Annotated in this window: 18 protein-coding genes and 2 pseudogenes; 15 read left to right on the top strand and 5 right to left on the bottom strand. The window is 69.1% G+C overall.

Translation table 11 applies throughout. The annotated features are described in order from the left end of the window. The first annotated feature begins 364 nt into the window (after nucleotides 1-364). Together ACFXJL_RS13285 and ACFXJL_RS13290 are read left to right on the top strand one after the other, a co-directional pair. Entirely contained in the window at nucleotides 365-1153 is a 789-nt protein-coding gene (locus ACFXJL_RS13285; protein ID WP_329020085.1) for an ABC transporter ATP-binding protein, read from the top strand. Then, the gene (locus ACFXJL_RS13290; RefSeq protein ID WP_384691908.1) at nucleotides 1150-3720 is read left to right on the top strand and encodes an ABC transporter permease; all 2571 of its coding nucleotides are present in this window, start codon (nucleotides 1150-1152) and stop codon (nucleotides 3718-3720) included. The genes ACFXJL_RS13285 and ACFXJL_RS13290 overlap by 4 nt, the downstream gene beginning before the upstream one ends. Before the next feature lie 113 nt (nucleotides 3721-3833). Here ACFXJL_RS13290 and ACFXJL_RS13295 read toward each other — a convergent pair whose 3' ends face one another. Continuing rightward, a complete protein-coding gene (locus ACFXJL_RS13295; protein ID WP_384691911.1) occupies nucleotides 3834-4238 on the bottom strand; it encodes a hypothetical protein in 405 nt (134 codons plus the stop codon). A gap of 272 nt (nucleotides 4239-4510) precedes the next feature. Here ACFXJL_RS13295 and ACFXJL_RS13300 point away from each other — a divergent pair. The 3 genes and pseudogenes from ACFXJL_RS13300 to mfd form a co-directional block, all read left to right on the top strand. Next, nucleotides 4511-4690 (top strand): annotated as a pseudogene (locus ACFXJL_RS13300) (helix-turn-helix transcriptional regulator); the annotation flags it as partial. A 168-nt stretch (nucleotides 4691-4858) separates the two neighbouring features. Continuing rightward, the gene (locus tag ACFXJL_RS13305) at nucleotides 4859-5854 is read left to right on the top strand and encodes a hypothetical protein (RefSeq protein ID WP_384692142.1); all 996 of its coding nucleotides are present in this window, start codon (nucleotides 4859-4861) and stop codon (nucleotides 5852-5854) included. Between the two features lie 181 nt (nucleotides 5855-6035). Further along, nucleotides 6036-9566, top strand: a complete 3531-nt coding sequence (mfd, locus tag ACFXJL_RS13310) for a transcription-repair coupling factor (protein WP_384691914.1) — start codon at nucleotides 6036-6038, stop codon at nucleotides 9564-9566. Nucleotides 9567-9630: 64 nt separating this feature from the next. On the opposite strand, the gene ACFXJL_RS13315 is transcribed toward mfd, so the two are convergent. Further along, nucleotides 9631-10041: a DUF4259 domain-containing protein gene (locus tag ACFXJL_RS13315; protein WP_384691917.1), complete on the bottom strand. Its 411-nt coding sequence runs from the start codon at nucleotides 10039-10041 to the stop codon at nucleotides 9631-9633. Nucleotides 10042-10341: 300 nt separating this feature from the next. Here ACFXJL_RS13315 and ACFXJL_RS13320 point away from each other — a divergent pair, with 300 nt between their 5' ends. Then, the gene (locus ACFXJL_RS13320; RefSeq protein WP_384691920.1) at nucleotides 10342-10971 is read left to right on the top strand and encodes a class I SAM-dependent methyltransferase; all 630 of its coding nucleotides are present in this window, start codon (nucleotides 10342-10344) and stop codon (nucleotides 10969-10971) included. Between the two features lie 30 nt (nucleotides 10972-11001). On the opposite strand, the gene ACFXJL_RS13325 is transcribed toward ACFXJL_RS13320, so the two are convergent. Next, nucleotides 11002-11472, bottom strand: coding sequence for a hypothetical protein (locus ACFXJL_RS13325; RefSeq protein WP_384691923.1), 471 nt, complete (start codon nucleotides 11470-11472; stop codon nucleotides 11002-11004). Nucleotides 11473-11605: 133 nt separating this feature from the next. Here ACFXJL_RS13325 and ACFXJL_RS13330 point away from each other — a divergent pair, with 133 nt between their 5' ends. Further along, a complete protein-coding gene (locus tag ACFXJL_RS13330) occupies nucleotides 11606-12361 on the top strand; it encodes a class I SAM-dependent methyltransferase (protein ID WP_358877337.1) in 756 nt (251 codons plus the stop codon). A gap of 343 nt (nucleotides 12362-12704) precedes the next feature. Next, a pseudogene (locus ACFXJL_RS13335) lies at nucleotides 12705-12965 on the top strand (recombinase family protein); the annotation flags it as partial. A 106-nt stretch (nucleotides 12966-13071) separates the two neighbouring features. Here ACFXJL_RS13335 and ACFXJL_RS13340 read toward each other — a convergent pair. Continuing rightward, on the bottom strand, nucleotides 13072-13587 hold the full coding sequence (locus tag ACFXJL_RS13340; RefSeq protein WP_384692173.1) for a hypothetical protein: 516 nt from the start codon (nucleotides 13585-13587) through the stop codon (nucleotides 13072-13074). A gap of 16 nt (nucleotides 13588-13603) precedes the next feature. Between ACFXJL_RS13340 and ACFXJL_RS13345 the strand changes: the two genes are divergently transcribed. Next, on the top strand, nucleotides 13604-14368 hold the full coding sequence (locus ACFXJL_RS13345; protein ID WP_384691925.1) for an HNH endonuclease family protein: 765 nt from the start codon (nucleotides 13604-13606) through the stop codon (nucleotides 14366-14368). Between the two features lie 198 nt (nucleotides 14369-14566). On the opposite strand, the gene ACFXJL_RS13350 is transcribed toward ACFXJL_RS13345, so the two are convergent. After that, entirely contained in the window at nucleotides 14567-15442 is an 876-nt protein-coding gene (locus ACFXJL_RS13350) for a DUF4352 domain-containing protein (protein WP_384691928.1), read from the bottom strand. Between the two features lie 212 nt (nucleotides 15443-15654). Between ACFXJL_RS13350 and ACFXJL_RS13355 the strand changes: the two genes are divergently transcribed. The 6 genes from ACFXJL_RS13355 (at nucleotide 15655) to ACFXJL_RS13380 (ending at nucleotide 24601) form a co-directional block, all read left to right on the top strand. Further along, nucleotides 15655-17793 (top strand): N-6 DNA methylase, encoded by a 2139-nt coding sequence (locus ACFXJL_RS13355; RefSeq protein WP_384640253.1) that lies wholly within the window; start codon nucleotides 15655-15657, stop codon nucleotides 17791-17793. Between the two features lie 309 nt (nucleotides 17794-18102). Beyond that, nucleotides 18103-18798 carry a hypothetical protein gene (locus ACFXJL_RS13360; RefSeq protein WP_384691931.1) on the top strand — a complete coding sequence of 232 codons (696 nt, stop codon included), beginning with the start codon at nucleotides 18103-18105 and terminating at the stop codon, nucleotides 18796-18798. Then, nucleotides 18795-20342, top strand: coding sequence for a protein kinase (locus ACFXJL_RS13365; protein WP_384640256.1), 1548 nt, complete (start codon nucleotides 18795-18797; stop codon nucleotides 20340-20342). The genes ACFXJL_RS13360 and ACFXJL_RS13365 overlap by 4 nt, the downstream gene beginning before the upstream one ends. A 63-nt stretch (nucleotides 20343-20405) precedes the next feature. Next, nucleotides 20406-20864 carry a GtrA family protein gene (locus ACFXJL_RS13370; RefSeq protein ID WP_384640259.1) on the top strand — a complete coding sequence of 153 codons (459 nt, stop codon included), beginning with the start codon at nucleotides 20406-20408 and terminating at the stop codon, nucleotides 20862-20864. Between the two features lie 492 nt (nucleotides 20865-21356). Then, a complete protein-coding gene (helR, locus tag ACFXJL_RS13375) occupies nucleotides 21357-23504 on the top strand; it encodes an RNA polymerase recycling motor ATPase HelR (protein WP_358877309.1) in 2148 nt (715 codons plus the stop codon). 449 nt (nucleotides 23505-23953) lie between these two features. Next, a complete protein-coding gene (locus tag ACFXJL_RS13380) occupies nucleotides 23954-24601 on the top strand; it encodes a SurA N-terminal domain-containing protein (RefSeq protein WP_358877310.1) in 648 nt (215 codons plus the stop codon). Nucleotides 24602-24677 lie beyond the last annotated feature (76 nt).

A 24677-nucleotide genomic window follows, 5' to 3' on the forward strand; every position in this document is an offset into this window, starting at 1 on the left:
TTGCCGGAGACACCTTCTCACTTGAGGTTCACGCAAGGGGAGGGTGCAGGCTCCCACTGAGGCGCATCTCTCGTCCCGGCGTACCCGTCGGGCGGGGGTTCCCTCTCCATCCGGGGGTGGAGGCCCCCTAGGGGCTCCTCCCTACGTCGTGCGGCGGAACGTTGGTACCCCGGGACGACGAGGCGGGCGGGGCTCGTTGCCTACCTTGATTCCTACGGCGCCCGGGAGTTGGGAGGGCGGTCGGGGGTGGGGAAAACCCCCCGCTCAAGACTGCGCCCCGCCCCAGCGCGCCGGCCGACTTTCGCCGACAGACTCATTCCCGTAGCGCGGCGACACCTGAACCAAGCGACATAGGAGACACAAAGTGACAACGGCTGTTACCACTCCCCGCCACGGGGGCACCGGAGGGCGTACGGCCGTCGCCGCACGCGGTCGGCAGGTCGTCAAGGCGTACGGCTCCGGCGAGACCCGTGTGGTCGCCCTCGACCACGTCGACGTCGACATCGCCAGCGGACAGTTCACGGCGATCATGGGCCCCTCCGGCTCGGGCAAGTCCACGCTGATGCACTGCCTCGCCGGCCTCGACACCGTCACCTCGGGCAACATCTATCTCAACGACACCGAGATCACCGGGATGAAGGACAAGAAGCTCACCCAGCTCCGCCGGGACCGGATCGGCTTCATCTTCCAGGCGTTCAACCTGCTGCCGACGCTCAACGCCCTGGAGAACATCACCCTCCCCATGGACATAGCGGGCCGCAAGCCGGACACCGCCTGGCTCAACCGGGTCGTCGAAACCGTCGGCCTCTCCGAGCGGCTCAAGCACCGGCCCACCCAACTCTCCGGTGGACAGCAGCAGCGCGTCGCCGTCGCCCGGGCGCTCGCCGCCCAGCCGGAGATCATCTTCGGTGACGAACCCACCGGCAACCTCGACTCCCGGGCGGGCGCCGAGGTGCTCAGCTTCCTGCGCCGCTCCGTCGACGAACTGGGCCAGACGATCGTGATCGTCACCCATGACCCCGTCGCCGCGTCCTACTCGGACCGGGTCATCTTCCTGGCGGACGGCCGGATCGTGGACGAGATGTTCCGTCCCACCGCCGACGCCGTACTGGACCGCATGAAGGACTTCGACGCCCGGGGGCGTACCTCGTGAGCGTATTCAAGACTTCCCGGCGCAACTTCTTCGCGCACAAGGGGCGCATGGCCCTCTCCGCGATAGCGGTCATGCTGTCCGTCGCCTTCGTGTCGGGGACGCTCGTCTTCACCGACACCATGAACACCACCTTCGACAAGCTCTTCGCCGTCACCGCATCCGATGTCAGCGTCAGTCCGCGCGAGAAGGACGAGGACGAGGTCCGCCAGAGCGGCAGACCCGAGACCCTGCCCGCCTCCGTACTGTCCAAGGTCGCCGCAGCGCCCGGAGTGAAGTACGCGGAAGGCGCGATCTCCACCGACGGCGTCACCGTCGTCAACTCCAAGAACAAGGACATCGGCGCCAGCGGCGGAGCCCCCACCATCGCCGGCAACTGGACGAAGAACGACCTCCGCGCCATGGAGATCTCCTCCGGACGGGCCCCGCGTGGACCCACCGAGGTGATGGTGGACGTCCAGACGGCCGACAAGCACGATCTGGCCATCGGTGATGAGGTCCGCACCATCAGCGCCGTCGGTGACTTCACCACCAAGGTCGTCGGCCTCGCCTCCTTCAAGGTCACCAACCCGGGTGCGTCGCTGTTCTTCTTCGACACCCCCACCGCCCAGCGCGAGTTGCTCGGCGCGGAGGGCCCGTTCACCTACGTCACCGCCGAAGCGGCCGACGGCGTGAGCAATGCACAGCTCAAGAAGGACGTCGCCGGTCTGCTCGGCGCCGACTACGACATCAAGACCGCCAAGGAAGCGTCCGACGAAGGCCGCGAGCAAATCGGCGAGTTCCTGAACGTCATGAAGTACGCGATGCTCGGCTTCGCCGGAATTGCCTTCCTCGTCGGCATCTTCCTCATCGTCAACACCTTCTCGATGCTGGTCGCCCAGCGGACCCGTGAGATCGGTCTGATGCGGGCCATCGGATCCAGCCGCAAGCAGGTCAACCGGTCCGTGCTGATCGAGGCGCTCTTCCTCGGCATCGTCGGATCCATCTTCGGTGTCGCCGCGGGAGTCGGCATCGCGGTCGGTCTGATGGAGCTCATGGGCAGCATGGGCATGAACCTGTCCACGGACGATCTGACCGTCAAGGTCACCACACCCGTCGTCGGACTCGCCCTCGGTGTGATCGTCACCGTCCTCGCCGCCTACATCCCGGCCCGCCGCGCCGGCAAGGTCTCGCCGATGGCAGCCCTGCGGGACGCCGGCACCCCCGTCGACGCCCGGTCCAGCTGGATCAGGGCCACGATCGGTCTGCTGCTGACCGGAGCCGGCGCCGCCGCACTCGCCGTCACCACCCAGGTCGACGAGGCCGCCGACGGCTCGCTGTTCCTCGGCCTCGGCGTGGTGCTCACGCTCATCGGCTTCATCGTCATCGGCCCGCTGCTCGCGGCGGTCCTGGTACGGGCGATCAGCGCGGTCGTCCTGCGCTTCTTCGGACCGGTCGGCCGCATGGCCGAACGCAACGCACTGCGCAACCCACGTCGTACGGGTGCCACCGGCGCCGCCTTGATGATCGGCCTCGCCCTGGTGGCGTGCCTGTCGGTCGTCGGATCGTCCATGGTCGCATCGGCCACCGAAGAGCTCGACAAGTCGGTCGGCGCTGACTTCATCGTCCGCACCAACACCGGCCAGCCGATCGTGCCCCAGGCGTACGAAGCCATGAGGAAGGCACCGCACGTCGACCACATCACCCAGTACAAGGACGTGACGGCCAAGATCACCGGCCCGGACGGGAAGACCGCCAAGGAGATCGTCGTCGCGGCGGACCCGTCCTACCCCACCGACCTGCGCCGCAAGACCGTGGAAGGCGACCTCGCCGCCGCCTACCGCAAGGGCGGGATCTCCGTCGGCGACGAGTACGTGGCCAAGCACAAGGTGAAGCTGGGCGACACGCTCACCGTCGAGTTCCCCGGCGGCGGTACCGCACGACTTGAGGTCCGTGCCGTCACCGCGGACGACACCAGCCTCGACCAGGGCGTGAAGTACATCAGCACGGCGACCCTGGAGCAGTACGTCCCGGCCGACAAGAGGCCGCAGAACCTGATGCTGCTCGCATCGGCCGACGACGGCAAGGAGAAGGAGGCGCTCGCCGCGCTCAAGACCTCGCTGGAGCCGTACCCCCAGTACAAGGTGCAGGACCAGAGCGACTACAAGAAGACCCTCCAGGACCAGATCGGGCAGCTGCTCGACATCATCTACGGACTGCTCGCCCTCGCGATCATCGTCGCGGTGCTGGGTGTGGTGAACACGCTCGCCCTGTCCGTGGTGGAGCGGACCCGTGAGATCGGTCTGATGCGGGCCATCGGCCTCTCGCGCCGCCAACTGCGCCGCATGATCCGACTGGAGTCGGTGGTGATCGCCCTCTTCGGCGCCCTGCTCGGCCTCGGTCTGGGCATGGGCTGGGGAGCCGCGGCACAGCAACTGCTGGCGCTGGAGGGCCTGAAGGTCCTGGAGATCCCCTGGTCGACGATCCTGACGGTCTTCGTGGCCTCGGCGTTCGTCGGACTGATCGCCGCCCTGGTCCCGGCCTTCCGGGCGGGCCGGATGAACGTACTGAACGCCATCGCCACCGAATAGGGGGCGACGGGGAAGCCCTCCGGGGCTGCGGTATGGGGGACGGCCCCCGGGGTGCGCGGAGGAACCGCACCCCGGGGGCCGTGCGTTGTGCCCGCACCCGGGTCGTACGACCTCTACCGGTCGCCCTGGACGCTCTGCCGCCAGGCCGCGATGAGGGCGTCGATCTCCTCGCTCAGACGGTGGTATCCGGGGGCCTGGCTGAGCGCTTCGATCTCCGGATCGTCCAGGTCGTAGCTGTGTGGCCCGGGGTGTCGGGCGAAGAGGGTGCACGCCTCCTCGTCCTGGCCCGACTTCCCGTTGTGTCCCGGGCAGTCGGGCAGGAGGAGGACGGCCTCGGGCGCTCGGCCGTCCGTCCAGGCGGCCCACATCTCGCCCTGCCGGGCGTCGTCCAACTGCCAGACCAGGTCGTAGTGACGCCCCTCCGAGTGCTCCGCCACCTTGCAGCGGAGGAACGTCTCGACGTAGAGCGGATCACCGGCATCGAGCGCCAGCCGCATCATCTGTGCGGCGAGAGGCATCGGCATCACGGCGAGAGCGCCGCAGACCTCACGTCTGTTCCGGACCTGCGGTGCCACCCCTCGTGGTTGGAGCTCCCGAGTGGCCTCCATTCGATCAACCGACTGCCTTGACTCGCTCAACGGTTCTCCCCTTCGCTTGATCCAGCTGCGATGGACAAAGGGAACCGAATCCGGGAATCTCGAACCACGGCGAAATGGCGGCACTTGGGCGGCATGGTTGCCCCGGCGGCTATCTCTGCCAGCAAGTCAGCCGGGGCAGGGAGACGAATGCAATGACGAACAAGAGGGAACGTCTCGCGCAGCGACGGAAGTCATGTGGATTCAGCCAGGAGAAGTTCGCAGAAGTGGCTGGAGTTGACCGGACAACCGTTCAGCGCTGGGAGCGCGGCACGGCCTGTCCTCAGCCATGGCAACGGCCGAAGATTGCACAGGCTCTGGGCTTGACCATAGGAGAGTTGGCAAATCTGATCGGCTTCGATCAAACGCACTCACTTGCGGAAAGCGTGACGGGTTCTCTCAGCCATTCGAATACTCCTGGCGAGGACTTACGCTTGAGCGAAAGTCTCGGGGAGGTGCCCGTCTCGACAACTCCCCACAGCGCAGAAGACGGAGACGACCCAATGAAGCGCCGCATTCTCTTGCGCGGCGCGCTCGCTGCCGGTCTGGCAGGTCCCGGGCTCGCCGCTTTGACCCACACCCGTCATGAGCTCGATGCCGCCCTGTCGGCAGATCACAGCACCACGGACGTCGGCTTCTGGGCGTCGACAGCTGAACGCCATAGCTTCGGCTACTCCGGGCAGACCCCCGTCGACGTACTTTCCTCCCTCCTCGATGACTTCGCCGATCTGCGTCGTTCGCTCTCCCGCGCCCAGACGGTCCAGAACCGTACGGCCCTGTGCCATGCCACGGGACAGATGGCGGGCATGGCGGCGATCGTCCTCCATGACCTGGGTCAGCACCGCGAAGCCCATCGCTGGTTCGGCACTGCGGCGAGAGCGGCCGAACAGTCCGGAGACAGGTTGCTGTACGCCTGGGTCACCGCCCGGGAAGCCATGGTTCCGCTGAACTACGGCGCTCCCGAGGCCGCTGCCCAGCTCGCGGAGAAGGCGCGCCACCTCGCCGGAGAGGTTCCCTCCGCTGCCGGCGCCCTCGCAGCCGCTGTTGCGTCCCGCGCCTACGCGGTCACTGGCGATCGGGACAGAGCATTGACGTCGGTGGCGGAGACCGAAACGCTCGCCGGGCGGCTGTCTCCTCAGCAGCGCGCGGACACCTGGTTCGGATATCCGATGCAGAAGCACTTCGTCCACACGAGCCAGGCGCTGACAGTGCTGGGCGAGACCGAGCGCGCCTACCAGGCGCAGGCGCGGGCGCTGGAGCTTTCACGGGCGCCGTCCCTGATGACGCGGGCACTGATTGCCATCGACCGGGCATCCTGCCGCGCACAGGACGGCGAACCGGTCGAGGCTGCCCGCCTCGCAGCAGAGGCGTACGGCGGTCTTCCCGATACGTACCGGACAGGGCTCACCCGGACCCGTACCCGAGCGCTCCACCGCTCGCTTCCGCCAGGTACCCCCGGAGTCGACCGCTTGGCCGACGCGCTGAGCACGTCCGTGTGACCCGGTACGTTCGGGGCACACGCCACTGAGGCGTGAGTGTTCCAGGGGAGCCCCCTCCCGCCTGCTGGCTCTCAACGCCAGCGGAGGCGGGTGTGTCCCCCGCGGGCGTACGCTGGAGAGCCCCGGCCCGTTGGACGTGTCGGGTCATTTGTGTTGCGCACCCCGGGACGGAAACCCTTTCATGAGCCTGCACGGTCTCCTCGATGCCGTCGTCCGCGACCCTGCGCTTGCCGAGGCGGTGCAGGCAGCCCGGGGCCCCGGCCCCGGGCACATGGATCTGGTCGGTCCGCCAGCGGCCCGACCGTTCGCCGTGGCCGCGCTGGCGCGGGGCACCGGGCGTACCGTCCTCGCCGTCACCGCGACCGGGCGGGAGGCGGAGGACCTCGCCGCCGCCCTGCGGTCGCTGCTCCCCGAGGACGGCATCGTCGAGTACCCGTCGTGGGAGACGCTGCCCCACGAGCGGCTCTCCCCCCGCTCCGACACCGTCGGCCGCAGGCTGGCCGTCTTGCGCAGGCTCACCCATCCGTCCGTCGACGACCCCTCGGCCGGCCCGGTGTCCGTCGTGGTCGCGCCGATCCGTTCCGTGCTCCAGCCGCAGGTCAAGGGGCTGGGGGAGCTGGAGCCCGTGGCCTTGCGCTCCGGGCAGCAGGCCGATCTTGGGGATGTGGTGGACGCCCTGGCGGCAGCCGCGTACTCCCGGGTGGAGCTGGTCGAGAAGCGCGGTGAGTTCGCCGTGCGCGGCGGCATCCTGGACGTGTTCCCGCCGACCGAGGAACATCCGCTGCGGGTGGAGTTCTGGGGCGACGACGTCGAGGAGATCCGCTACTTCAAGATCGCCGACCAGCGTTCTCTGGAGGTCGCCGAGCACGGGCTGTGGGCGCCGCCCTGTCGTGAGCTGCTGCTGACCGACGAGGTGCGGCGGCGGGCGGCGTCCCTGGCCGAGTCACACCCGGAGCTGGGCGAACTGCTCGGCAAGCTCGCCGAGGGCATCGCCGTCGAGGGCATGGAGTCGCTGGCTCCGGTGCTGGTCGACGAGATGGAACTGCTGTTGGACGTGCTGCCCAAGGGTTCGATGGCGGTGGTCTGCGACCCCGAGCGGGTGCGGACCAGGGCCGCCGACCTGGTGGCGACCAGCCAGGAGTTCCTCCAGGCGTCCTGGGCGGCCACGGCCGGTGGCGGCGAGGCTCCCATCGATGTGGGCGCGGCCTCGCTGTGGGGCATCGCCGACGTCCGGGACCGGGCCCGGGAGCTGGATGTCATGTGGTGGTCGGTGTCGCCGTTCGCCGCCGACGAAGAACTGTCCGAGAGCACGATCAAACTGGGGATGCACGCCCCCGAGTCGTACCGCGGTGACACCGCACGGGCGCTCGCCGACACCAAGGGGTGGCTGGCGAGCGGCTGGCGCACGGTCTACGTCACCGAGGCGCACGGCCCCGCCGCCCGTACCGCAGAGGTGCTGAGCGGTGAGGGCATCCCGGCCCGGCTGGAGGCGAGCCTCACCGAGATCTCGCCGTCCCTGGTCCAGGTCGCGTGCGGCTCCATCGACTACGGCTTCATCGACCCGGGTCTGAAGCTCGCCGTCCTCACCGAGACGGATCTGTCGGGCCAGAAGGCCGCCGGCAAGGACGGCCAGCGGATGCCGACCCGCCGCCGCAAGACGATCGACCCGCTGACACTGGAGACCGGCGACTACATCGTCCACGAGCAGCACGGTGTCGGCCGCTATGTGGAGATGGTGCAGCGCACGGTCCAGGGCGCGACCCGCGAGTACCTGGTGGTCGAGTACGCGCCCGCCAAGCGCGGCCAGCCCGGCGACCGGCTGTACATCCCCACGGACCAGTTGGAGCAGATCACCAAGTACGTGGGCGGCGAGGCCCCCACGCTGCACCGGCTCGGCGGCGCCGACTGGACCAAGACCAAGGCGCGGGCCAAGAAGGCCGTCAAGGAGATCGCGGCGGACCTCATCCGGCTGTACTCGGCCCGGATGGCGGCCCCCGGGCATGCGTTCGGCCCGGACACCCCCTGGCAGCGGGAGTTGGAGGACGCCTTCCCGTATGTCGAGACCCCCGACCAGCTCTCCACGATCGCCGAGGTCAAGGAGGACATGGAGAAGACGGTCCCGATGGACCGGCTGGTCTGCGGTGATGTGGGCTACGGCAAGACGGAGATCGCGGTGCGGGCCGCGTTCAAGGCCGTGCAGGACGGCAAGCAGGTCGCCGTGCTCGTACCGACCACACTGCTGGTGCAGCAGCACTTCGGCACCTTCTCCGAGCGGTACTCGCAGTTCCCCGTGGTCGTCCGGGCTCTCTCGCGGTTCCAGTCCGACGCGGACGCCAAGGCGACGTTGCAGGGGTTGCGGGAGGGCGCCGTCGACATCGTCATCGGTACTCACCGGCTGTTCTCGTCCGAGACGAAGTTCAAGGACCTCGGACTGGTCATCGTCGACGAGGAGCAGCGGTTCGGCGTCGAGCACAAGGAGCAGTTGAAGAAGCTGCGGGCCAATGTTGACGTGCTGACGATGTCCGCGACCCCGATCCCGCGGACGTTGGAGATGGCGGTGACCGGCATCCGCGAGATGTCGACGATCACCACCCCGCCGGAGGAGCGCCATCCGGTGCTGACGTTCGTCGGGCCGTACGAGGAGAAGCAGATCGGCGCCGCCATCCGCCGCGAACTGCTGCGCGAGGGGCAGGTCTTCTACATCCACAACCGGGTGGAGTCCATCGACCGGGCCGCGGCCAGGCTGCGGGACATCGTGCCGGAGGCGCGGATCGCGACCGCCCACGGGCAGATGACGGAATCGTCGTTGGAGCAGGTGGTGGTGGACTTCTGGGAGAAGAAGTTCGACGTGCTGGTCTCGACGACGATCGTGGAGTCAGGCATCGACATCTCCAACGCCAACACGCTCATCGTGGAACGCGGCGACAACTTCGGGCTCTCGCAGCTGCACCAGCTGCGTGGACGGGTCGGGCGGGGGCGGGAGCGGGGTTACGCCTACTTCCTCTATCCGCCGGAGAAGCCGCTGACCGAGACCGCGCACGAGCGGCTCGCCACCATCGCCCAGCACACCGAGATGGGTGCGGGCATGTATGTGGCGATGAAGGACCTGGAGATCCGCGGCGCGGGCAACCTCCTCGGCGGTGAGCAGTCCGGACACATCGCGGGTGTCGGCTTCGACCTCTACGTACGGATGGTCGGCGAAGCCGTCGCCGACTACCGGGCCTCGCTGGACGGCAGGGTGGAGGAGGAGCCGCCGCTTGAGGTCAAGATCGAGCTGCCCGTGGACGCACACGTCCCGCACGACTACGCGCCCGGTGAGCGGTTGAGGCTCCAGGTGTACCGCTCGATCGCCTCCGTCAACACGGAGGAGGACATCAAGGCGGTCCGCGAGGAGATCATCGACCGGTACGGCAAGCTCCCCGAGCCGGTGGAGAACCTGCTGCTGGTCGCCGGGCTACGGATGCTGGCTCGATCCTGCGGTGTCTCGGAGATCGTCCTCCAGGGGTCGAACATCCGCTTTGCCCCGGTGGAGTTGCGCGAGTCCCAGGAGCTGCGGCTCAAGCGGCTGCATCCGCGCTCGGTGATCAAGCCGGCCGCACACCAGGTGCTGGTGCCGCGGCCCGCGTCCGGGAAGATCGGCGGAAAGCCGGTCGTCGGTCGGGAACTGCTCGCATGGACGGGCGAGTTCCTGACGACGATCCTCGGGTCGTGAGCGCACGGGCCGCCAGACCCCACGGGTTCTGGAGGTCCGGAGCGGCCCGCGCAGGGGAGGTGCGTCAGGCGCTGGCTTCGCTCAGCGTCTGACGCAGGCTCTCGACGCCCTTCCGCCACGGTCCGATGTCTGAGGTCTCGCCCCAGAGCTCCACCAACTCGGAGTCCTCGGCGAGCACTCGATCGAGGGCGCCGACGGCGAGTGGACGCAGGGAGACGGGAAGCTCGGGCAGGGCCTCCTTGGGTCCGTACGCCGTGGTGACCGGCTCGCCGCCGGGACACTGGGCCGCTATCAGGGCCGCCGCGGCGATGGCCTGCGCCCCGTCGTCGCTGTCGAGGAAGTCCTCGGTGGCCGTGACGTGCCGCAGGAGGTCGGCGAGCAGCTCGGCCCGCTGGTCCGCGGGGGTGTCGTCGATCGTGCCGCCGAAGTCGGCGGCGGTGTCGTTGTCGAAGTGCCCGATGTCCCAGGTGCCCATGGTGGTTCTCCCGTGCCTTTTCCGCTGAAGTGTTCCCATGGTGGCACCGGGCACTGACAACGGGCGTCAGCGTCGGACCTCCGTACAGATCCGGCCTCGGTACTGGTGTGATCGCCTGATCAACTGTCGCCAGTTCCCCGGGGAGTCCAGCCAGCTGGTGACTGACTGTGGTCGCCAGCGGCTTGTCGCGCCACCGGGTGATGGCCTTGTCCTGGTAGCCGAGCGAGTCCGATACGACGGCGCAGGATTCGGCACGGGGCCGGAGAACAGCTGAGAGTGGGGGGTGTTAACTTCCTTCCCGTGGCGAAGCACCAGGACGAGACCAGGGCGGCCTACGACGGGGTCGTCGAGTTGTATGCGTCGATGTTCGCTAATCGACTGGAGACGCAGCCGTTCGCGCGGAACATGATCGGCACCTTCGCCGAGTTGGTGCGTGGGACGGGGAATTCGCGGGTGGCGGATGTCGGATGCGGGCCCGGACATCTGACGGCCATGCTGCACGACCTGGGGCTGGATGCCTTCGGGCTCGACCTCTCCCCGGCCATGGTCGACCACGCTCGGCGGGCCCATCCGGCGCTGAAGTTCGATGAGGCCCGGATGGAGGAACTCCCAGTTGAGGACGGCGCGCTCGGCGGCGTGCTGGCCCACTACTCGATGATCCACACCCCTCCTGGGGAACTGCCCGCGCTGCTCGCCGAGCAGGCGCGTGTCCTGGCGCCGGGGGGCCTTCTCCTGGTCTCGTTCTTCGGGACCGACGAGCCCGAGCCGGTCCGCTTCGACCACAAGGTGACACCCGCCTATAGCTGGCCGGCGGACCGGTTCGCCGAGCTGCTGGCCGGGGCCGGGTTCGTCACATTCGCGCGGCTGCTCCACGACCCTGCCTCCGAGCGGGGCTTCCTGGACGCCCACTTGCTGGCCCGTCTCCGCTAGAGCATGGCCTTCTGCTGTGGGCTCTCGTAGTCAACTGTCGCCGGCTTCCCGAGGAGGCCGGCTTGCCGGTGACCTTGTGTGATCGCCAGCGGCGTATCGGCTCCATGTCCCGCCGGTCTTCCTGAGGAGGCGGCTGGTGGTCTTGTTGTGGTAGCCGAGGGCGTCGGCAACGACGGGAGCGGGCAGTTCGAGGAGCTGCTGGCGGATGGCGGCGCCACGTGCTGCGGCGGCCGGGATCCCGGCCTCGTTCAGGAGCGCGGACAGGTGGTCGGGGCGGGCTGGCTGTCCTGCCCGGCGGCCCGGGAAGAGCCATCGGAAGGCGGGGTTGGTGGCGGTGTTCATGTTGTCGCGGTTCGCTATGTGCTCCAGCAGCAGAGCGGCGACCGGTGCGGGAACGGGCGAGGCGGGTTCACCGAGCCGTAGCAGCGCGGCGTCGTACTGCTCGACGGCCCAGGGCAGCACCACACAGGCCAGCAGGAACCAGTCGCTGTAGCGGTACACATCCGCTCAGACGGACAACTGACAACCCACAAAAACCGTCAGGGCCATCCTTGCCAAAACCATTGGTGCCCGGCTTGCTCCGCTGATGGACTGACGTCCTACCGTGAGTCTGCCGGTGACGGAGGTAGTGGTTGTGACGGGTTATGACGTGCTTGCCGAGGTGTACGAATGGCTCATCTCGGATGCAAAGTTGCCTCCAGCCGAGTTCGCTGCGTCGTTCGACGACGTCCTCAATCTCCTGCCGTCGAACGCTCACGTCCTCGACTGTTCGTGCGGAACCGGACAGTTGGCGGTTGGCCTCGCCGGTCGTGGCATGCAGGTTGTCGCAACTGACGCCAGCGAGGCGATGGTGCGCCGGACGGCAGAGTTGTCTGAGGAGTTCGGGGCATCCGTCCGGGCCGTACGGGCGAACTGGGAAGAGTTGCCCGACCATTTCCAGGACAACACGTTCGACATGGTGTTCTGCGTTGGCAACTCGCTTCACCATGCCACGGGCGCGACAGGCAGGGGTGCTGCTCTGGAGTCGATGTCACGGCTTCTGCGCCCCGGCGGGCGCTTGGTACTCACATCCCGCACTTGGGAACTCGTGAGGGCCAGAGGTTCCCGGCTGGAGATCAGTGACCGACTCGTCCGCCGGAACGGTCGCGATGCCGTCGTGGTCTACCGCTGGGAGATTGCGCCGCATTGGGAGGAGCAGCACCACATCGAGATTGCGATTGCGCAAGTTGATGCGACCGGGTTGGTTCTCGTCCGCTCGGAACTGCTGTCCTGCTGGCCCTACCGGTACGAGGAACTCGAAGCCGAGCTGCACCGGGTCGGACTCCAGACGGAACTGAGCACGTTCGATCTTGAGGCCGAGAACTACATGGTGGTCGCGAGCAAGGTATGAACACCGGACTCTCAGTCCCTGGCCGGACCGCGCGGTTGCTCGCAGGACCTTGCGCCCTCTTGAGGGCATGAGCCGCGCGAATCCTCGCGAACTCGGGGCGGAGGGTCGTCACGGCGGGCATCCCGCCAGGCTCCGCAGGTGGACGGCAAATGTCTGCGGGCAGGTGTCGGCCACGCTGTCGCCTGTCGGCAAACGATCGTTTGACGACAGGCAGGCGGCGCGTCCAATGAACCCGTGCAATCCGGGGGTTCACGGCGGCCCGAATCCCATCAGATCCGATGGCGATTGCTGACAGGGTTTGACGACAGACAGGGTCCGTTCCTCCGTACGGAAGGGCCCCACGGTGGCGAACCTGGTCTACAAGCGGGTCTCGACCGACCAGCAGTCCACCGCCCGGCAGAACCTCGTCCTGGACGAGGCCGGGATCGAAGACCCGGTCTTCTTCGAGGAGGAGCCGGGTACCTCCAGCCGCCTCCATCCTCTTCAGCGGCCGAAGTTCGGCGAACTGCTCACCTACGCGCGGCCGGGCGACACCGTGCACATCTCCGAGATGTTCCGCCTCGTGCGCGGCACCGGCCACATCCTCGACGTACTCGACGTCCTGCACCGCGACCGTCTCGCCCTGCGCATCCACGACGGCGCGTTCTCCGCGATGGACCTCACCGCCCGCCCCCCCCCGCGTACCGGCGAGCTGCTGTCCACCGTGAAGTTCATGGTGCAGACCCTCGCCGCCGGCGAACTCCAACGCGACCTCCAGCGCGATGCTGACCTACGACGGACTGCGGGCCACCGAGGCCAAGGGCGCGAAGGGCGGGCGACGCCCCGCCGTGGCGGCTGCCGAGACCGCCGACGTACGCACCGCATACCTGGAAGGCCGCTCCATCGCCGCCCTCGCCCGCGACCACCGGGTCAGCCGCGGCGCGATCCGTACCGCCGTCGCCGACCTTCTGCCCGACCACACCGCCAGCGAGGAGGGCACGCCCGCCCCGGAGCTGCCGGTCACCCTCGACATGCCGGGCAAGGTCGCGGACTACCTCCGCACCACCGAGCTGGAGCCCGCCGAGCGCACCGCGCTCGACCAAGGGGCGACCGTACGGCGCGGCCAGGGCTACGCCCTGCGCGTCAGCGCCGTCCCTGCCGTGCACCGCCAGCTCCTCGCCCGCTGCCAGCCGCTCGATGGCGGCCAGGACCTCCCCGAACCGCCCAGAACGGGAGCTGGCGCCCACTCAGTAGCCTGTGCGGATGAAGAGACCCGAGGGGCCGGCTGTCGGCAGTGCGGTGCTGATGCTCACAGCTGTGCTGGCGGGCTGTACGGGGAGCGGCCTTCCCGACGGGAGCGGTGCACCCGGCGGCGGTTCCTCGGCCTCCGACGGGCGTGGCACCAGCCCCTTGGCGGATTCCGACGGCACGAAGCCGGGCCTGGCCGCCATCTCCGCCACGAAGGACGAGACGGTGGCGCGCGAGCTGATCTCACAACTGCCCACCCGGGGACGGGGACCGAAGACCGGCTACGCCCGCAAGGAGTTCGGCTATGCGTGGATGGACACGGCGGACGGGGTGCCGCTGGCGAGGAACGGCTGTGACACCCGCAACGACCTGCTGAAACTCCATGGCCGGAACGTCCAGTTCCGAGCTGGTTCCGACTGCGTGGTCGTGGCGATGAACCTGCACGACCCGTACACCGGCAAGGACATCGCCTGGAAGAAGACGAGGGCGACCGAGGTCCAGATAGACCACATGGTGCCGCTGTCGTACGCCTGGCAGATGGGCGCCGCGGGCTGGGACGAGGAGAAGCGGCAGCGGTTGGCCAACGACGCGCTGAACCTGCTGCCGGTCTCGGGCGCCACGAACTCCGCCAAGCGCGATTCGGGACCGGCGTCCTGGCTGCCGCCGAGCAGGACGATTCGCTGTTCGTACTCGGTGCGGTTCGCTCAGGTGGCGTTGAAGTACGAACTGCCCGTCACATCGGCGGACAAGCGCACGATGCTGGAGCAGTGCGGCGCCTGACCGGCCATGTGCCACTTGCGTCCGCGTGCCGGGTCGCCCTTGGCGATCGGCTGCCTGCCCGTCCCTGCGGTCGTGAACCGAACGGCACCCGCGGGTTGACCTTCCGGAACACGGAGAAGGCCGCCCGGTGCGGGCGGCCTTCTCCGTGTTCGTGTGGAAGGGCTGTTACCTCTCGTCCGGGAGGTCAGAGGGTGAGGGTCAGAGGGCGAGCTCCCACAGGACCGGGTCGTGCAGGAAGCCGGGGCTGACCTCAAGCGTGAGGTTCTTGGCGGCTGCGGGGGCATCGAAGGCGTACTGCACGGTGGCCTTCTTGCCGGGCAGGATCGTTCCGGTGAAGCCGGCGCCGACCTTGTCGTCGAAGATCTGCTCGGCGGTCACTCCGTCGTCGCCGGCGCGGGCGTCCGTGGTGAGCAGGGCCGACTCGAACTTCTTGTCGCCGGCGTTCTCGACGGTCACGGTGACCTGGTACGCCTTGTTGCCGACGGTGTGACCGATGGCGTACTCGCTCGGTGAGAACTTCTTGGCGGCCGAGACAGTGATCTTCAGGTCGTCCTTGTAGGTGGTGGTCTCACCGGCCGCGAGCACGTCGGAGCTTCCGCCGCCGCCCGAGGCGCCCTTGGCCTTGCTCTTCTTCTTGTTCTTGCTCTTGGACGTGTCACCCGAGTCAGTGCCGGTGCCGGTGCCGGTGTCGGTGGTGGGTGCCTTGGTGCCGGTGCTGCTGGTGGCCTTGTCGAACTCCTTCAGGCCCTCGTCGACGGCCTTGAAGCTGGCGACCATGCCGACCGTCGCGGCGACCATCGCCACCAGTCCGAGCACGGCGCCCGCGGTGGCCACCCCCTTGTTGCTGGCCTCACCGCGCTTGCTCCGACCGCGGCCGACCAGACCCAGGATCAGGGCCAGCAGGCCCAGTCCACCACCCAGGAAGAAGATGAACGGGATCCAGCCGGTGATGGCGCCGATGATGCCGAGCACCAGGGCGGCGGTGCCGAGGCCGTTGCGCATGTGTTGTGGCGGTGGGACGTAGGCCCCGTGTTGGGGAGCGGTGTCATGCGGGGGCTGCATGGAGTGCGACATGAATGTCCTCCCGGACAAGATGTGTGATCGGGACCATCTGCCAGCCCCTCGGTTCGACGAGTCAATAAGAACAGAGACTGTGAACCGAGTCAACACGAGGAATGAGTTCACGTTGAATCACGCTGTGAAGGGGCTTCTTTTGTGCGGGTCGGTATGATCGGCGACACAACAGGGGGTCGTGACCAGCGAATACGAGTGACGGAGGCAGACAGGTGCCGGAGAACGCAAGCGAGGTGACCGCCGCTGGGATCGCCCGGCTGGCCGGCGTGGGGCGGGCCGCGGTCAGCAACTGGCGCCGCCGACACCCCGACTTCCCCAAACCCGTCGGCGGTACGGAGACCAGCCCCTCCTTCGCGCTCGCCGACGTCGAGGGCTGGCTGCGCACCCAGGGCAAACTCGCCGAAGTACCCCTGAGGGAGCGGGTCTGGCAGCAGCTCGCCGACCATCCCGCCACCACGGCGACCGCCTTGGTACGCGTCGGCTGCGTTCTCCTGCTCGTCCGCGACCGGCCCACCACCTGGCAGGAGTTGACCGCCCTACCCGAAGAACGGATGGCGGAACTGCTCCCCACCGCACTGGAGCAGACCCTCGCGGCCCGCTTCGGTGAGGACCGCGCCCCCCTGCTGCACCGATTGGCCGAGCACCACGCCGACGGGCACGGGCTCTCCACCCTCGTACCGCTCCTGCGGCCCGTCGCCGAACTCGCTGCCGAACTCGGCCCCCGCCACGCCTACGAGTTCCTGCTCGGCCGCTACCTCGACGTCAATCTCCGCCAGTACACGTTGACCCCGCCCGGCCCCGCCGCGCTGATGGCCCGACTCGCCGCCCTGCCGCCAGGAGGCACGGCCCTCGACCCCGCGGCAGGCGCCGGACATCTGCTCTGCGCCGTCGCCGATGAGCCGGGCCGGGCCCCCGCCGCCCTCTACGTCCAAGACCTCGACCCCGATCTGACCGCACTCACCGCCCTGCGCCTCGCCCTCTTCTCGGACGCCGCGGTACGCGCAAGGACCGCCGACACCCTGCGCGCCGACGCCTTCCCGGACACCGCGGCCGACGCCGTGCTGTGCCATCCGCCGTTCAACGAACGCAACTGGGGCCACGACGAACTCGCCTACGACCCCCGCTGGGAGTACGGCTTCCCGGCCCGTACCGAATCCGAACTGGCCTGGGTCCAGCACGCGCTGGCCCGACTGCGCCCTGGTGGCACCGCCGTCCTGCTGATGCCCCCCGCCGCGGCCTCCCGCCGTTCGGGCCGACGCATCCGCGCCGGACTGCTGCGCCGCGGAGCCCTGCGCGCCGTGATCGCACTGCCCGCGGGCGCCGCACCCCCCTACGGCATCCCGCTCCACCTCTGGGTGCTGCGGAAACCGGAACCCCACCAGCCGCCCGCCTCCGAGCTGTTGTTCGTGGACACCGCCGAACTCGCGGGCAGCGGCGGCGGACGCGACAAACTCGACTGGCAGGCCGTCCAGCAGGCCGTACTGGACGCCTGGCACCCCTTCGACGACCCCACCGGCACCCTGCCCGCGACCGAGCGCGCCGGGGTCGGCCGGGCCGTGCCCGTCATCGAACTCCTCGACGACGACATCGACCTCGCCCCGGCCCGACACGTCCCGCCCGCCACCACGGGCGCCGACGCCGACGACCTCCTGCGCGTGCGCAACCGGCTCACCGACACCCTGCAACTCACCGCGGAACTCACCCCCGCACCCGCCGTCACCGGACAGCCCACCCCCTGGCCCGCCACCACCCTCGGTGAACTCGCCCGTGCGGGCGCCCTGACCATCCGCGCCGGCAGCGTGACCGCACTCGCCCCCGCCCACTCCGCACCTTCCGCCCCCACCCGTGCACTGGTCCTCACCGAGCAGGACGTCCTCACCGGCGCCCCGCCGTCAGCACCCCTGCCCGACCAGACGGCGGACCCGAGCGGCACCGGCGACGCCGAGCGCGAAGTGGTGCGCGTCGAGACGGGGGACGTCGTCGTGCCCGTGCTGGGACAAGGCTCCGTCGTCCGGGTCATCGACGACTCCACGGCCGGCGCGGCCCTCGGCCGCAACCTCCAACTGCTGCGCCCCGACCCCGCCGCACTCGACCCCTGGTTCCTCGCCGGCTTCCTCCGCGCCACCGTCAACACCCGCCAGGCCAGCAGCTACGCATCCACGGCCACCCGGCTCGATGTCCGCAGACTGCAACTGCCCCGGATCTCCCTGGCGGACCAACGGCGCTACGGCGAACGGTTCCGGGCCCTGTCGGCCTTCGAGGACGCGCTGCGGCTGGCCGGTCGACTCGGGGAACAACTCGTCCAGGGTCTGTACGACGGACTCACCGACGGGACCGTACGACCCCAGTAGCCGCCCGCTTCTGATGGGCCGGGACCGTACGGCAGCGATGTTCCCGTCGTCGGTGGGCCGGGACCGTACGACCGCGATGTTCCCGTCGTCGGTGGCCGGGCTCGGCGGCGGCCCACCGGCAACGGGGGAGTCGATGACGACTGCCGTGAACCTGCCTTGTTCCAGGGGGCAAGCCGGGACAGAAGTGAAGGAAAGGGCGACCGGGACGCATCGACCAACACACTCCCTACAACCCTGGAGCCGTTGGCGTCGTCGATGTATACGCTCAATGCCTAACCCAGCCTCGTCCCCAGGCCATCAGGAGCAGGAATGCACGGCCCCGGCTATGCCCCGCCGCCCCCCGGTCGACCGCCGTCGCCCGCCGCGTTGAACGCGCTCCGCGTGCTCTTCGTGGCGCTCTCCCTGCTCAGCTGTGGACTGCTCGCCTGGAGCGCCATGCTCCGTATCGCGATCATCCGTCGACGCCCGCTCGACTGGGTGCTGTTCGGCATATCCCTGCTCCTGCCGATCATCATCCTGGGGTTCATCGTCGAGGTCAGCGAGGCCGGTCAGACGACGAAGCCCGCCGAGGAGGCGGAGATGAGCGGCGGCGATCTGGTGGCCTTCCTCCTCCTCCTGGCGATGGCCATCGGTGTGCCCGTGCACTTCCTCGTCGCCGACATCCGCCACTACCAGCGGCCGGCCCCGAGTTGGCCGGCGCCCGCCTCCCCCTACACGGCCTCCCAGCCGACGTACGGACAGCAGTCGACCCCCGGTTACGGCTATCCGCACCCCGCCTCGAACCCGACCCCCAACCCGCCCGCGGGCCCCGCCCCGAGCTACGGCTATCCGCCCGCGCCGCCCGTGAACACCCCACCGCCATCAGCACCCGTACCGCCCGTGAAGGCCCCACCGACTCCACCGGCCCCGCCGCCGGCACCCGCCGCCGACGGTCGTCGCATCGATCAGGTCCGTGCCGAACTGGACGAACTGAGCGACTACCTCCGCAGGGAGCAGGGCCGGTGATCGGACGCGTCGTCGCGGATCGCTACGAACTGTCCACCGTCATCGGGCAGGGCGGCATGGGCCAGGTGTGGACGGCGTACGACGGGCGGCTCGATCGCCGGGTCGCCGTGAAACTGCTCCGCCCCGACCACATGGCCGCAGCCACCGCGGCGGGAGAGATGCGTCGACGCTTCGTCCGGGAGTGCCGTGTCACCGCCCAGGTCTCCCACCCCGGACTGGTCACCGTCCACGACGCGGGCAACGACGGCGACGACCTCTTCCTGGTCATGCAGTACGTCGAGGGCGCCGACCTCGCCGACCACCTCGCCGAACACGAGCCCTACCCCTGGCAGTGGGCCGTCTGCGTCGCCGCCCAACTGTGCGGCGTACTCGCCGCGGTGCACGCCGTACCGATCGTGCACCGCGACCTCAAGCCCCGCAATGTGATGGTCAAACCCGACGGCACCCTCACCGTCCTCGACCTCGGCGTCGCCTCCGTCATCGACACCGACACCACCCGGCTCACCCACACCGGCTCACCCATCGGCAGCCCCGCCTACATGGCCCCCGAGCAGGCCATGGGCGGCGCGGTGGGCCCGTACACCGATCTGTACGCACTCGGCGTCCTCACCCATGAACTCCTCAGCGGCAATGTGCCCTTCGCGGGCTCCACCGCCCTCGGGGTGCTCCATCGGCACCTCTACGAACCGCCGCTGCCCATCCGCCGACTGCGCCCCGAGGTCCCCGAGCCACTGGAGGCACTTGTCCTCAGGCTGCTCGCCAAGGACCCGCAGCACCGCCCGTCCGGGGCCCACGAGGTGTACGAGGCGCTGGCCCCGCTGCTGCCCGTGCGCGGCCCGTCCAACGGACCGCTCGACCCGACCCGGCCCTTCCTGCGCCCCTTCGCACCCTGGCCCGACCGGAGCCCCGCGCCGCCGGCCGCCGTCACATCTCCACCGCCGCCGCGCCTCGATGTCGCCGCAGCCGTCGACGAGGTCAAACGACTCCTCGGCGAGGGCAGCATCACGCAGGCCGTCGACACGCTCGGCAGCATCCTGCCCGCCGCCGCGGCCGAGCACGGCGAGCACTCCCCGGTCGTCAAGATCCTGCGCAAGCAGTACGCCACCACCCTGCTCGACGACGGGCAGTACCGCCGGGCACTGCCCGAGCTGCGCCGGCTCGCCGACGACCGGACCGCGGAGGCCGGCCCCGGCGATGCTCAGACGCTCCAGTTCCGCTACGACGCCGCCCACTGTCTGGAGCAGCTCGGCGAAACCGCCGCCGCCCTCGCCGAGTACCGCGCGATCCTGGCGCACTACCCGAACGAGCAGCCCGGCAGCCCCGGGCAGGCCCGGGCCTTCGACGTACGGCACCGCATCGGCAATCTGATGCTGGCGACGGGCGACCACACCGCCGCCCAACGCCATCTGCAAGGGCTGCTGCACGACTCCGAGCGGGCGTACGGGCCCTACCACCAGCTGCCGGCCGAACTGCGCAGGGCACTCAGCCGCCAGCAGCAGTTCCACGGTCCGCAACACGGCCCTGCAACCGGGCCGCCACGGTAGGCGCCCGTCCGCGGGCGTATGCTGCGGCATCGGAGTCGGGATGCACGGGGAGCTGGCACGACCATGGAAGTCCGGGGCCAACTGCTGAGATTCGCCCTGGTGGGAGCGGTGAACACCGGGACGTACTACGGTCTGTACCTGATCCTGCTGACCTGGCTGCCCTATGTGGCCGCGCATGTGCTCGCCTTTGTGCTGAGCATGATCGGATCGTTCTTCCTGACGTCGTACTTCACTTACCGCACTCGGCCGACCTGGCGGAAGTTCCTGCTGTTCCCCCTGACCAACGCGGCGAACTTCGCCGTGACCACGGCCGGTGTGTACCTCCTGGTCGACGTATGGGGGATGGGGAGCCGTTACGCCCCTCTCATCGCCGCGGCGGCGGCGATCCCGATCACGTTCGTGGTCTCCCGCACGATCATGTTGCGCCCGGATCGGCAGACGGGGCGACCGGCTGCGAGTCCGTCCGGGACACCGGAGCCGGTGCAGAATCCCGCGCCCTCGGCGATGGACCCCGCCGCCTGAAGCGGGCCCACATAGGCGCGCGCAAGGGAAGGGCACAGCAGAAGGGCTGTCCTTGGGTGCCTTCGGATTGTTCAGATCGCGCGGGCTTCAGAATCCAGGGCGTTCTGTGCGTGGGGCGCTCTGTGTGGGGCCTTCCGCGTGGGGCGCGTGCAGGGAGTGCGGGGCGTTCAGATTGTTCGGGTCACCATCAGAAGGTGACCGAGGCCCACCCCTCGCCACTTACAACGTATAGCGCACGGGGGGGCTTGCGGCAAGCCCCCGGTCGTGCCGCAGAATCGCAGGCCGAGGCCGGATCCTGCGGAAATGGGAGATTCACGAAGTGTGTGTGTTGTTGTCAGTCCGTGCAGCGGGAGCAGCGGGAGAAGTGGGAGGGGTGTGCGATGCGGTCGAGCCCGCGAGGGGGCTCGTGCTGCGGTCGTGGGCACCTCGCGCACCCTCCCGGGGTTGCGCCGTGGGACCTCGCAGGAATGACCTCGGATCGGAGCTGATGTCGTGAACCCCCAGTCCACCAGTGCGTTCGCCCTTCCTGACCGGCTCGCCGCCAAGGCTGACCCCCAGCTGATCGCCGACGACGAACAGCACTTCGCCGCGATCGCCGAGAGTCTTGAGCAGACCATCGCCGAACTCTCCGAGCGCCTCGACGCCCAGCTCAGGGCGCCCGGCGGCATCGGCAGGGAAGCGTTGGAACGGGACCTGGAGGTCCATCGGCTGACCGGACGACTGCGTGCCCTGCGCCGCTTCGGTCTGGATCTGTGCCTCGGCCACATCATCGGGGCGGACGATCGGGAGCCCCTGTACATCGGGCGCCTCGGCCTCACCGACAGCTCCGGGCGCAGGCTGCTGCTCGACTGGCGCGCCCCCGCGGCCGAACCCTTCTTCGCGGCGACCCATGCCAACCCGATGGGGCTGGCCAGCCGCCGTCGATACCGCTGGACCCGTGGCCGGATCAGCGACTACTGGGACGAGGTGTTCACCGCCGACGGGCTGGAACGCCGTGCCGCGCTGGATGACCAGTCCGCCTTCATCGCCAGTCTGGGCAGCAACAGGTCGGCCCGGATGCGGGACGTGCTCGCCACCATCCAGGCCGACCAGGACGCCATCATCCGGGCCGGCTCCCGCGGTGCCCTCGTCGTCGACGGAGGCCCGGGCACGGGCAAGACCGTGGTGGCCCTCCACCGCTCCGCCTACCTCCTCTACTCCGATCCTCGCCTCGGCCACCGGCGCGGCGGCGTGCTGTTCGTCGGCCCGCACCAGCCCTATCTGGCGTACGTCGCCGATGTGCTCCCCAGCCTCGGTGAGGAGGGAGTGCAGACCTGCACGGTGCGGGACCTCGTGGCCGAGGGCGTCCGAGCGGTCGCCGAGGTCGACCCGGACGTGGTCCGGCTGAAGTCGTCCGTGCACATGGTCAAGGCGATCGAGCCGGCCGTTCGGTTCTACGAGGAGCCGCCTGGCGAGGGAATGACGGTCACGACCTCCACCTCCAGCATCTGGCTGAGCGCCGACGACTGGGCCGAGGCGTTCGACGCACCGGAACCGGGCACTCCGCACAATGAAGGACGTGAACAGGTCTGGGAGGCGCTGGTCACGATCCTGATGGACAAGTACCAGGGCGACCTCTCGCCGCAGCTGTTCCGCAAGTCCCTGCTGCACGACCGGGAGCTCGTCGGGGCCCTCAACCGCGCGTGGCCGATGCTCGAAGCGGCCGACCTCGTATCCGACCTGTGGTCGGTGCCCGCCTACTTGCGGATGTGCGCTCCCTGGCTCAGTCGCGAGGAGGTCGCCAAGCTCCAGCGCCCGGACCCCCAGGCATGGACGGTGTCCGATCTGCCGCTGCTCGACGCGGCCAGGCAACGGCTCGGCGACCCGAGGACCTCCCTGCTCAAGCGTCGGCACAAGGCGACCATGGCCGCCGAACGCGAGCGGATGTCCGCCGTCATCGACAGTGTCATCGCGGCTGATCCCGACGGCGAAGGCGCGGTGACGATGCTGCACGGGCAGGACCTCCAGGAGAGCCTGGTCGACGACTCGGCGCTGCCCGGCACCGACCGGGAGCCCCTCACCGGCCCGTTCGCACACATCGTCGTCGACGAGGCGCAGGAACTGACCGATGCGGAGTGGCAGATGCTGTTGCTGCGCTGCCCGTCCAGGAGCTTCACCATCGTCGGGGACCGTGCCCAGGCCAGACACGGATTCACGGAGTCATGGCAGGAACGGCTCAAGCGGATCGGACTCAGCCGGATCGAGCTGGCCTCCCTGAGCATCAACTACCGCACGCCGGAAGAGGTCATGGCGGAAGCCGAGCCGGTCATCCGGGCCGTGCTCCCGGACGCCAATGTGCCGACCTCCATCCGCAGCGGTGATCTCCCCGTCGTCCATGGATCGGTCAAGGAACTGGACTCGATCCTCGACTCGTGGCTCGCCGCGCACGACGACGGGATCGCCTGTGTCATCGGCGATCCCACGTTCCAGGAGACCTCCCGCATCCGGTCGCTGACCCCGCAGCTGGCGAAGGGCCTCGAATTCGACCTGGTCGTCCTCGTCGACCCGGAGGCGTTCGGGGACGGCATCGAAGGAGCGGTCGACCGCTATGTCGCCATGACCAGGGCCACCCAACAACTCGTCATCCTCACCAGTTCCTGACGGCGCCCGAGGCGATGGCTCCCGACAGTGCCCGATGCGCTGTGCGCAGCCATCGCCTCCCATCGCTCGCCATACATCGCCCACCACAAAGCCGGCCCCGGGCAGCGCTTCGGCAACGCCGGCCTCCCGAGCGCACCCTTCCGCAGCGCCCGCCGCCGGCCCCCGCACCCGGGTTGAGCAGCCATGTGAACGCCCGCGCGAAGCGCAGGGGGGAAGGACTGCGGCACCCCTGACGGCACCCCCGGAAGCGCTGTGTTCGTCGGCTGCGGGGGCGGCACGGCACGGCGAGCGGGAACGTACGACTCCAGAACGGTTCGAAACGGGAGCCCACCCTCGATCGTTGACCGAATCAGTGCCCGCGAAGAGGTGGCCCCGACCGCCCCGAACTGCCTAACATCATCACCGCTAGGACTTTGTGCATTGCCGCACAATCACGCCGGGAGGCTCCTTTGCACCGCCGCCGTCGCACCGCGATCATCGTCTCCGCCGCACTGCTCGTCGCTGCGCCACTGCTTGCGGCCTGTAGCAATGAGGCCCGCCCTGGCGCTGCCGCCGTCGTCGGTGGGGACCGGATCGAGGTCTCCACCGTCCAGGCGAGCGTGAAGGACGTACGGTCCGCGCAGGAGCGTGCTCCCGAGGCCGAACAGTTGATCAAGGGCACCGGTCAGCTCGGCCGCGCGAAGCTCTACGAGCTCATCGTCGCCGAGGTCGTGGAGCGCGCGGCCCACGACGCCGGGGTGAGCATCAGCCGCAAGGAGATCCAGGACGGCCGCGCCGCCTTCGTCCAGCAGGCCGGTGGCGAGGAGCAACTCGCCGCCATGTACCTCCAGCAGCGGGGAGTCGCCCCCGACCAGCTGAACGACGTGGTGCGCCGTGACATCCTCGTCGGCAAGCTGGCCACCGCGATCGGCGCGGCCAACACCCCCGAGGGTCAGCAGAAGCTCAACAAGGCATTCACCGTCGCAGCCAAGAAGCTGGACATCGACGTCAACCCCCGGTTCGGCGTCTGGGACAACCAGAAGCTCGAACTCGGTGACTACAAGGCTCCCTGGATCACTCAGGTCACCAAGGAGCAGCAGCCCGCCGAGACCGCCTAGCCGTTCTGCCGGATCTCATCGGGCTCCGGCCCGATGGGTCGGCGGAGCGAGCACGCCGGACGCCCGTCGGCCGGTG

This window comes from Streptomyces sp. NPDC059256 (genome assembly GCF_042753785.1).
Lineage (GTDB): Bacteria > Actinomycetota > Actinomycetes > Streptomycetales > Streptomycetaceae > Streptomyces.

What these genes read in the sequence shown, in the direction of transcription:
- ACFXJL_RS13295 (WP_384691911.1), bottom strand. Translation starts at nt 4,238, where the DNA reads ATGCCTCTCGCCGCACAGATGATGCGGCTGGCGCTCGATGCCGGTGAT.
- ACFXJL_RS13305 (WP_384692142.1), top strand. Translation starts at nt 4,859, where the DNA reads ATGAAGCGCCGCATTCTCTTGCGCGGCGCGCTCGCTGCCGGTCTGGCA.
- mfd (WP_384691914.1), top strand. Translation starts at nt 6,036, where the DNA reads ATGAGCCTGCACGGTCTCCTCGATGCCGTCGTCCGCGACCCTGCGCTT.
- ACFXJL_RS13315 (WP_384691917.1), bottom strand. Translation starts at nt 10,041, where the DNA reads ATGGGCACCTGGGACATCGGGCACTTCGACAACGACACCGCCGCCGAC.
- ACFXJL_RS13345 (WP_384691925.1), top strand. Translation starts at nt 13,604, where the DNA reads ATGAAGAGACCCGAGGGGCCGGCTGTCGGCAGTGCGGTGCTGATGCTC.
- ACFXJL_RS13350 (WP_384691928.1), bottom strand. Translation starts at nt 15,442, where the DNA reads ATGTCGCACTCCATGCAGCCCCCGCATGACACCGCTCCCCAACACGGG.
- ACFXJL_RS13360 (WP_384691931.1), top strand. Translation starts at nt 18,103, where the DNA reads ATGCACGGCCCCGGCTATGCCCCGCCGCCCCCCGGTCGACCGCCGTCG.
- ACFXJL_RS13370 (WP_384640259.1), top strand. Translation starts at nt 20,406, where the DNA reads ATGGAAGTCCGGGGCCAACTGCTGAGATTCGCCCTGGTGGGAGCGGTG.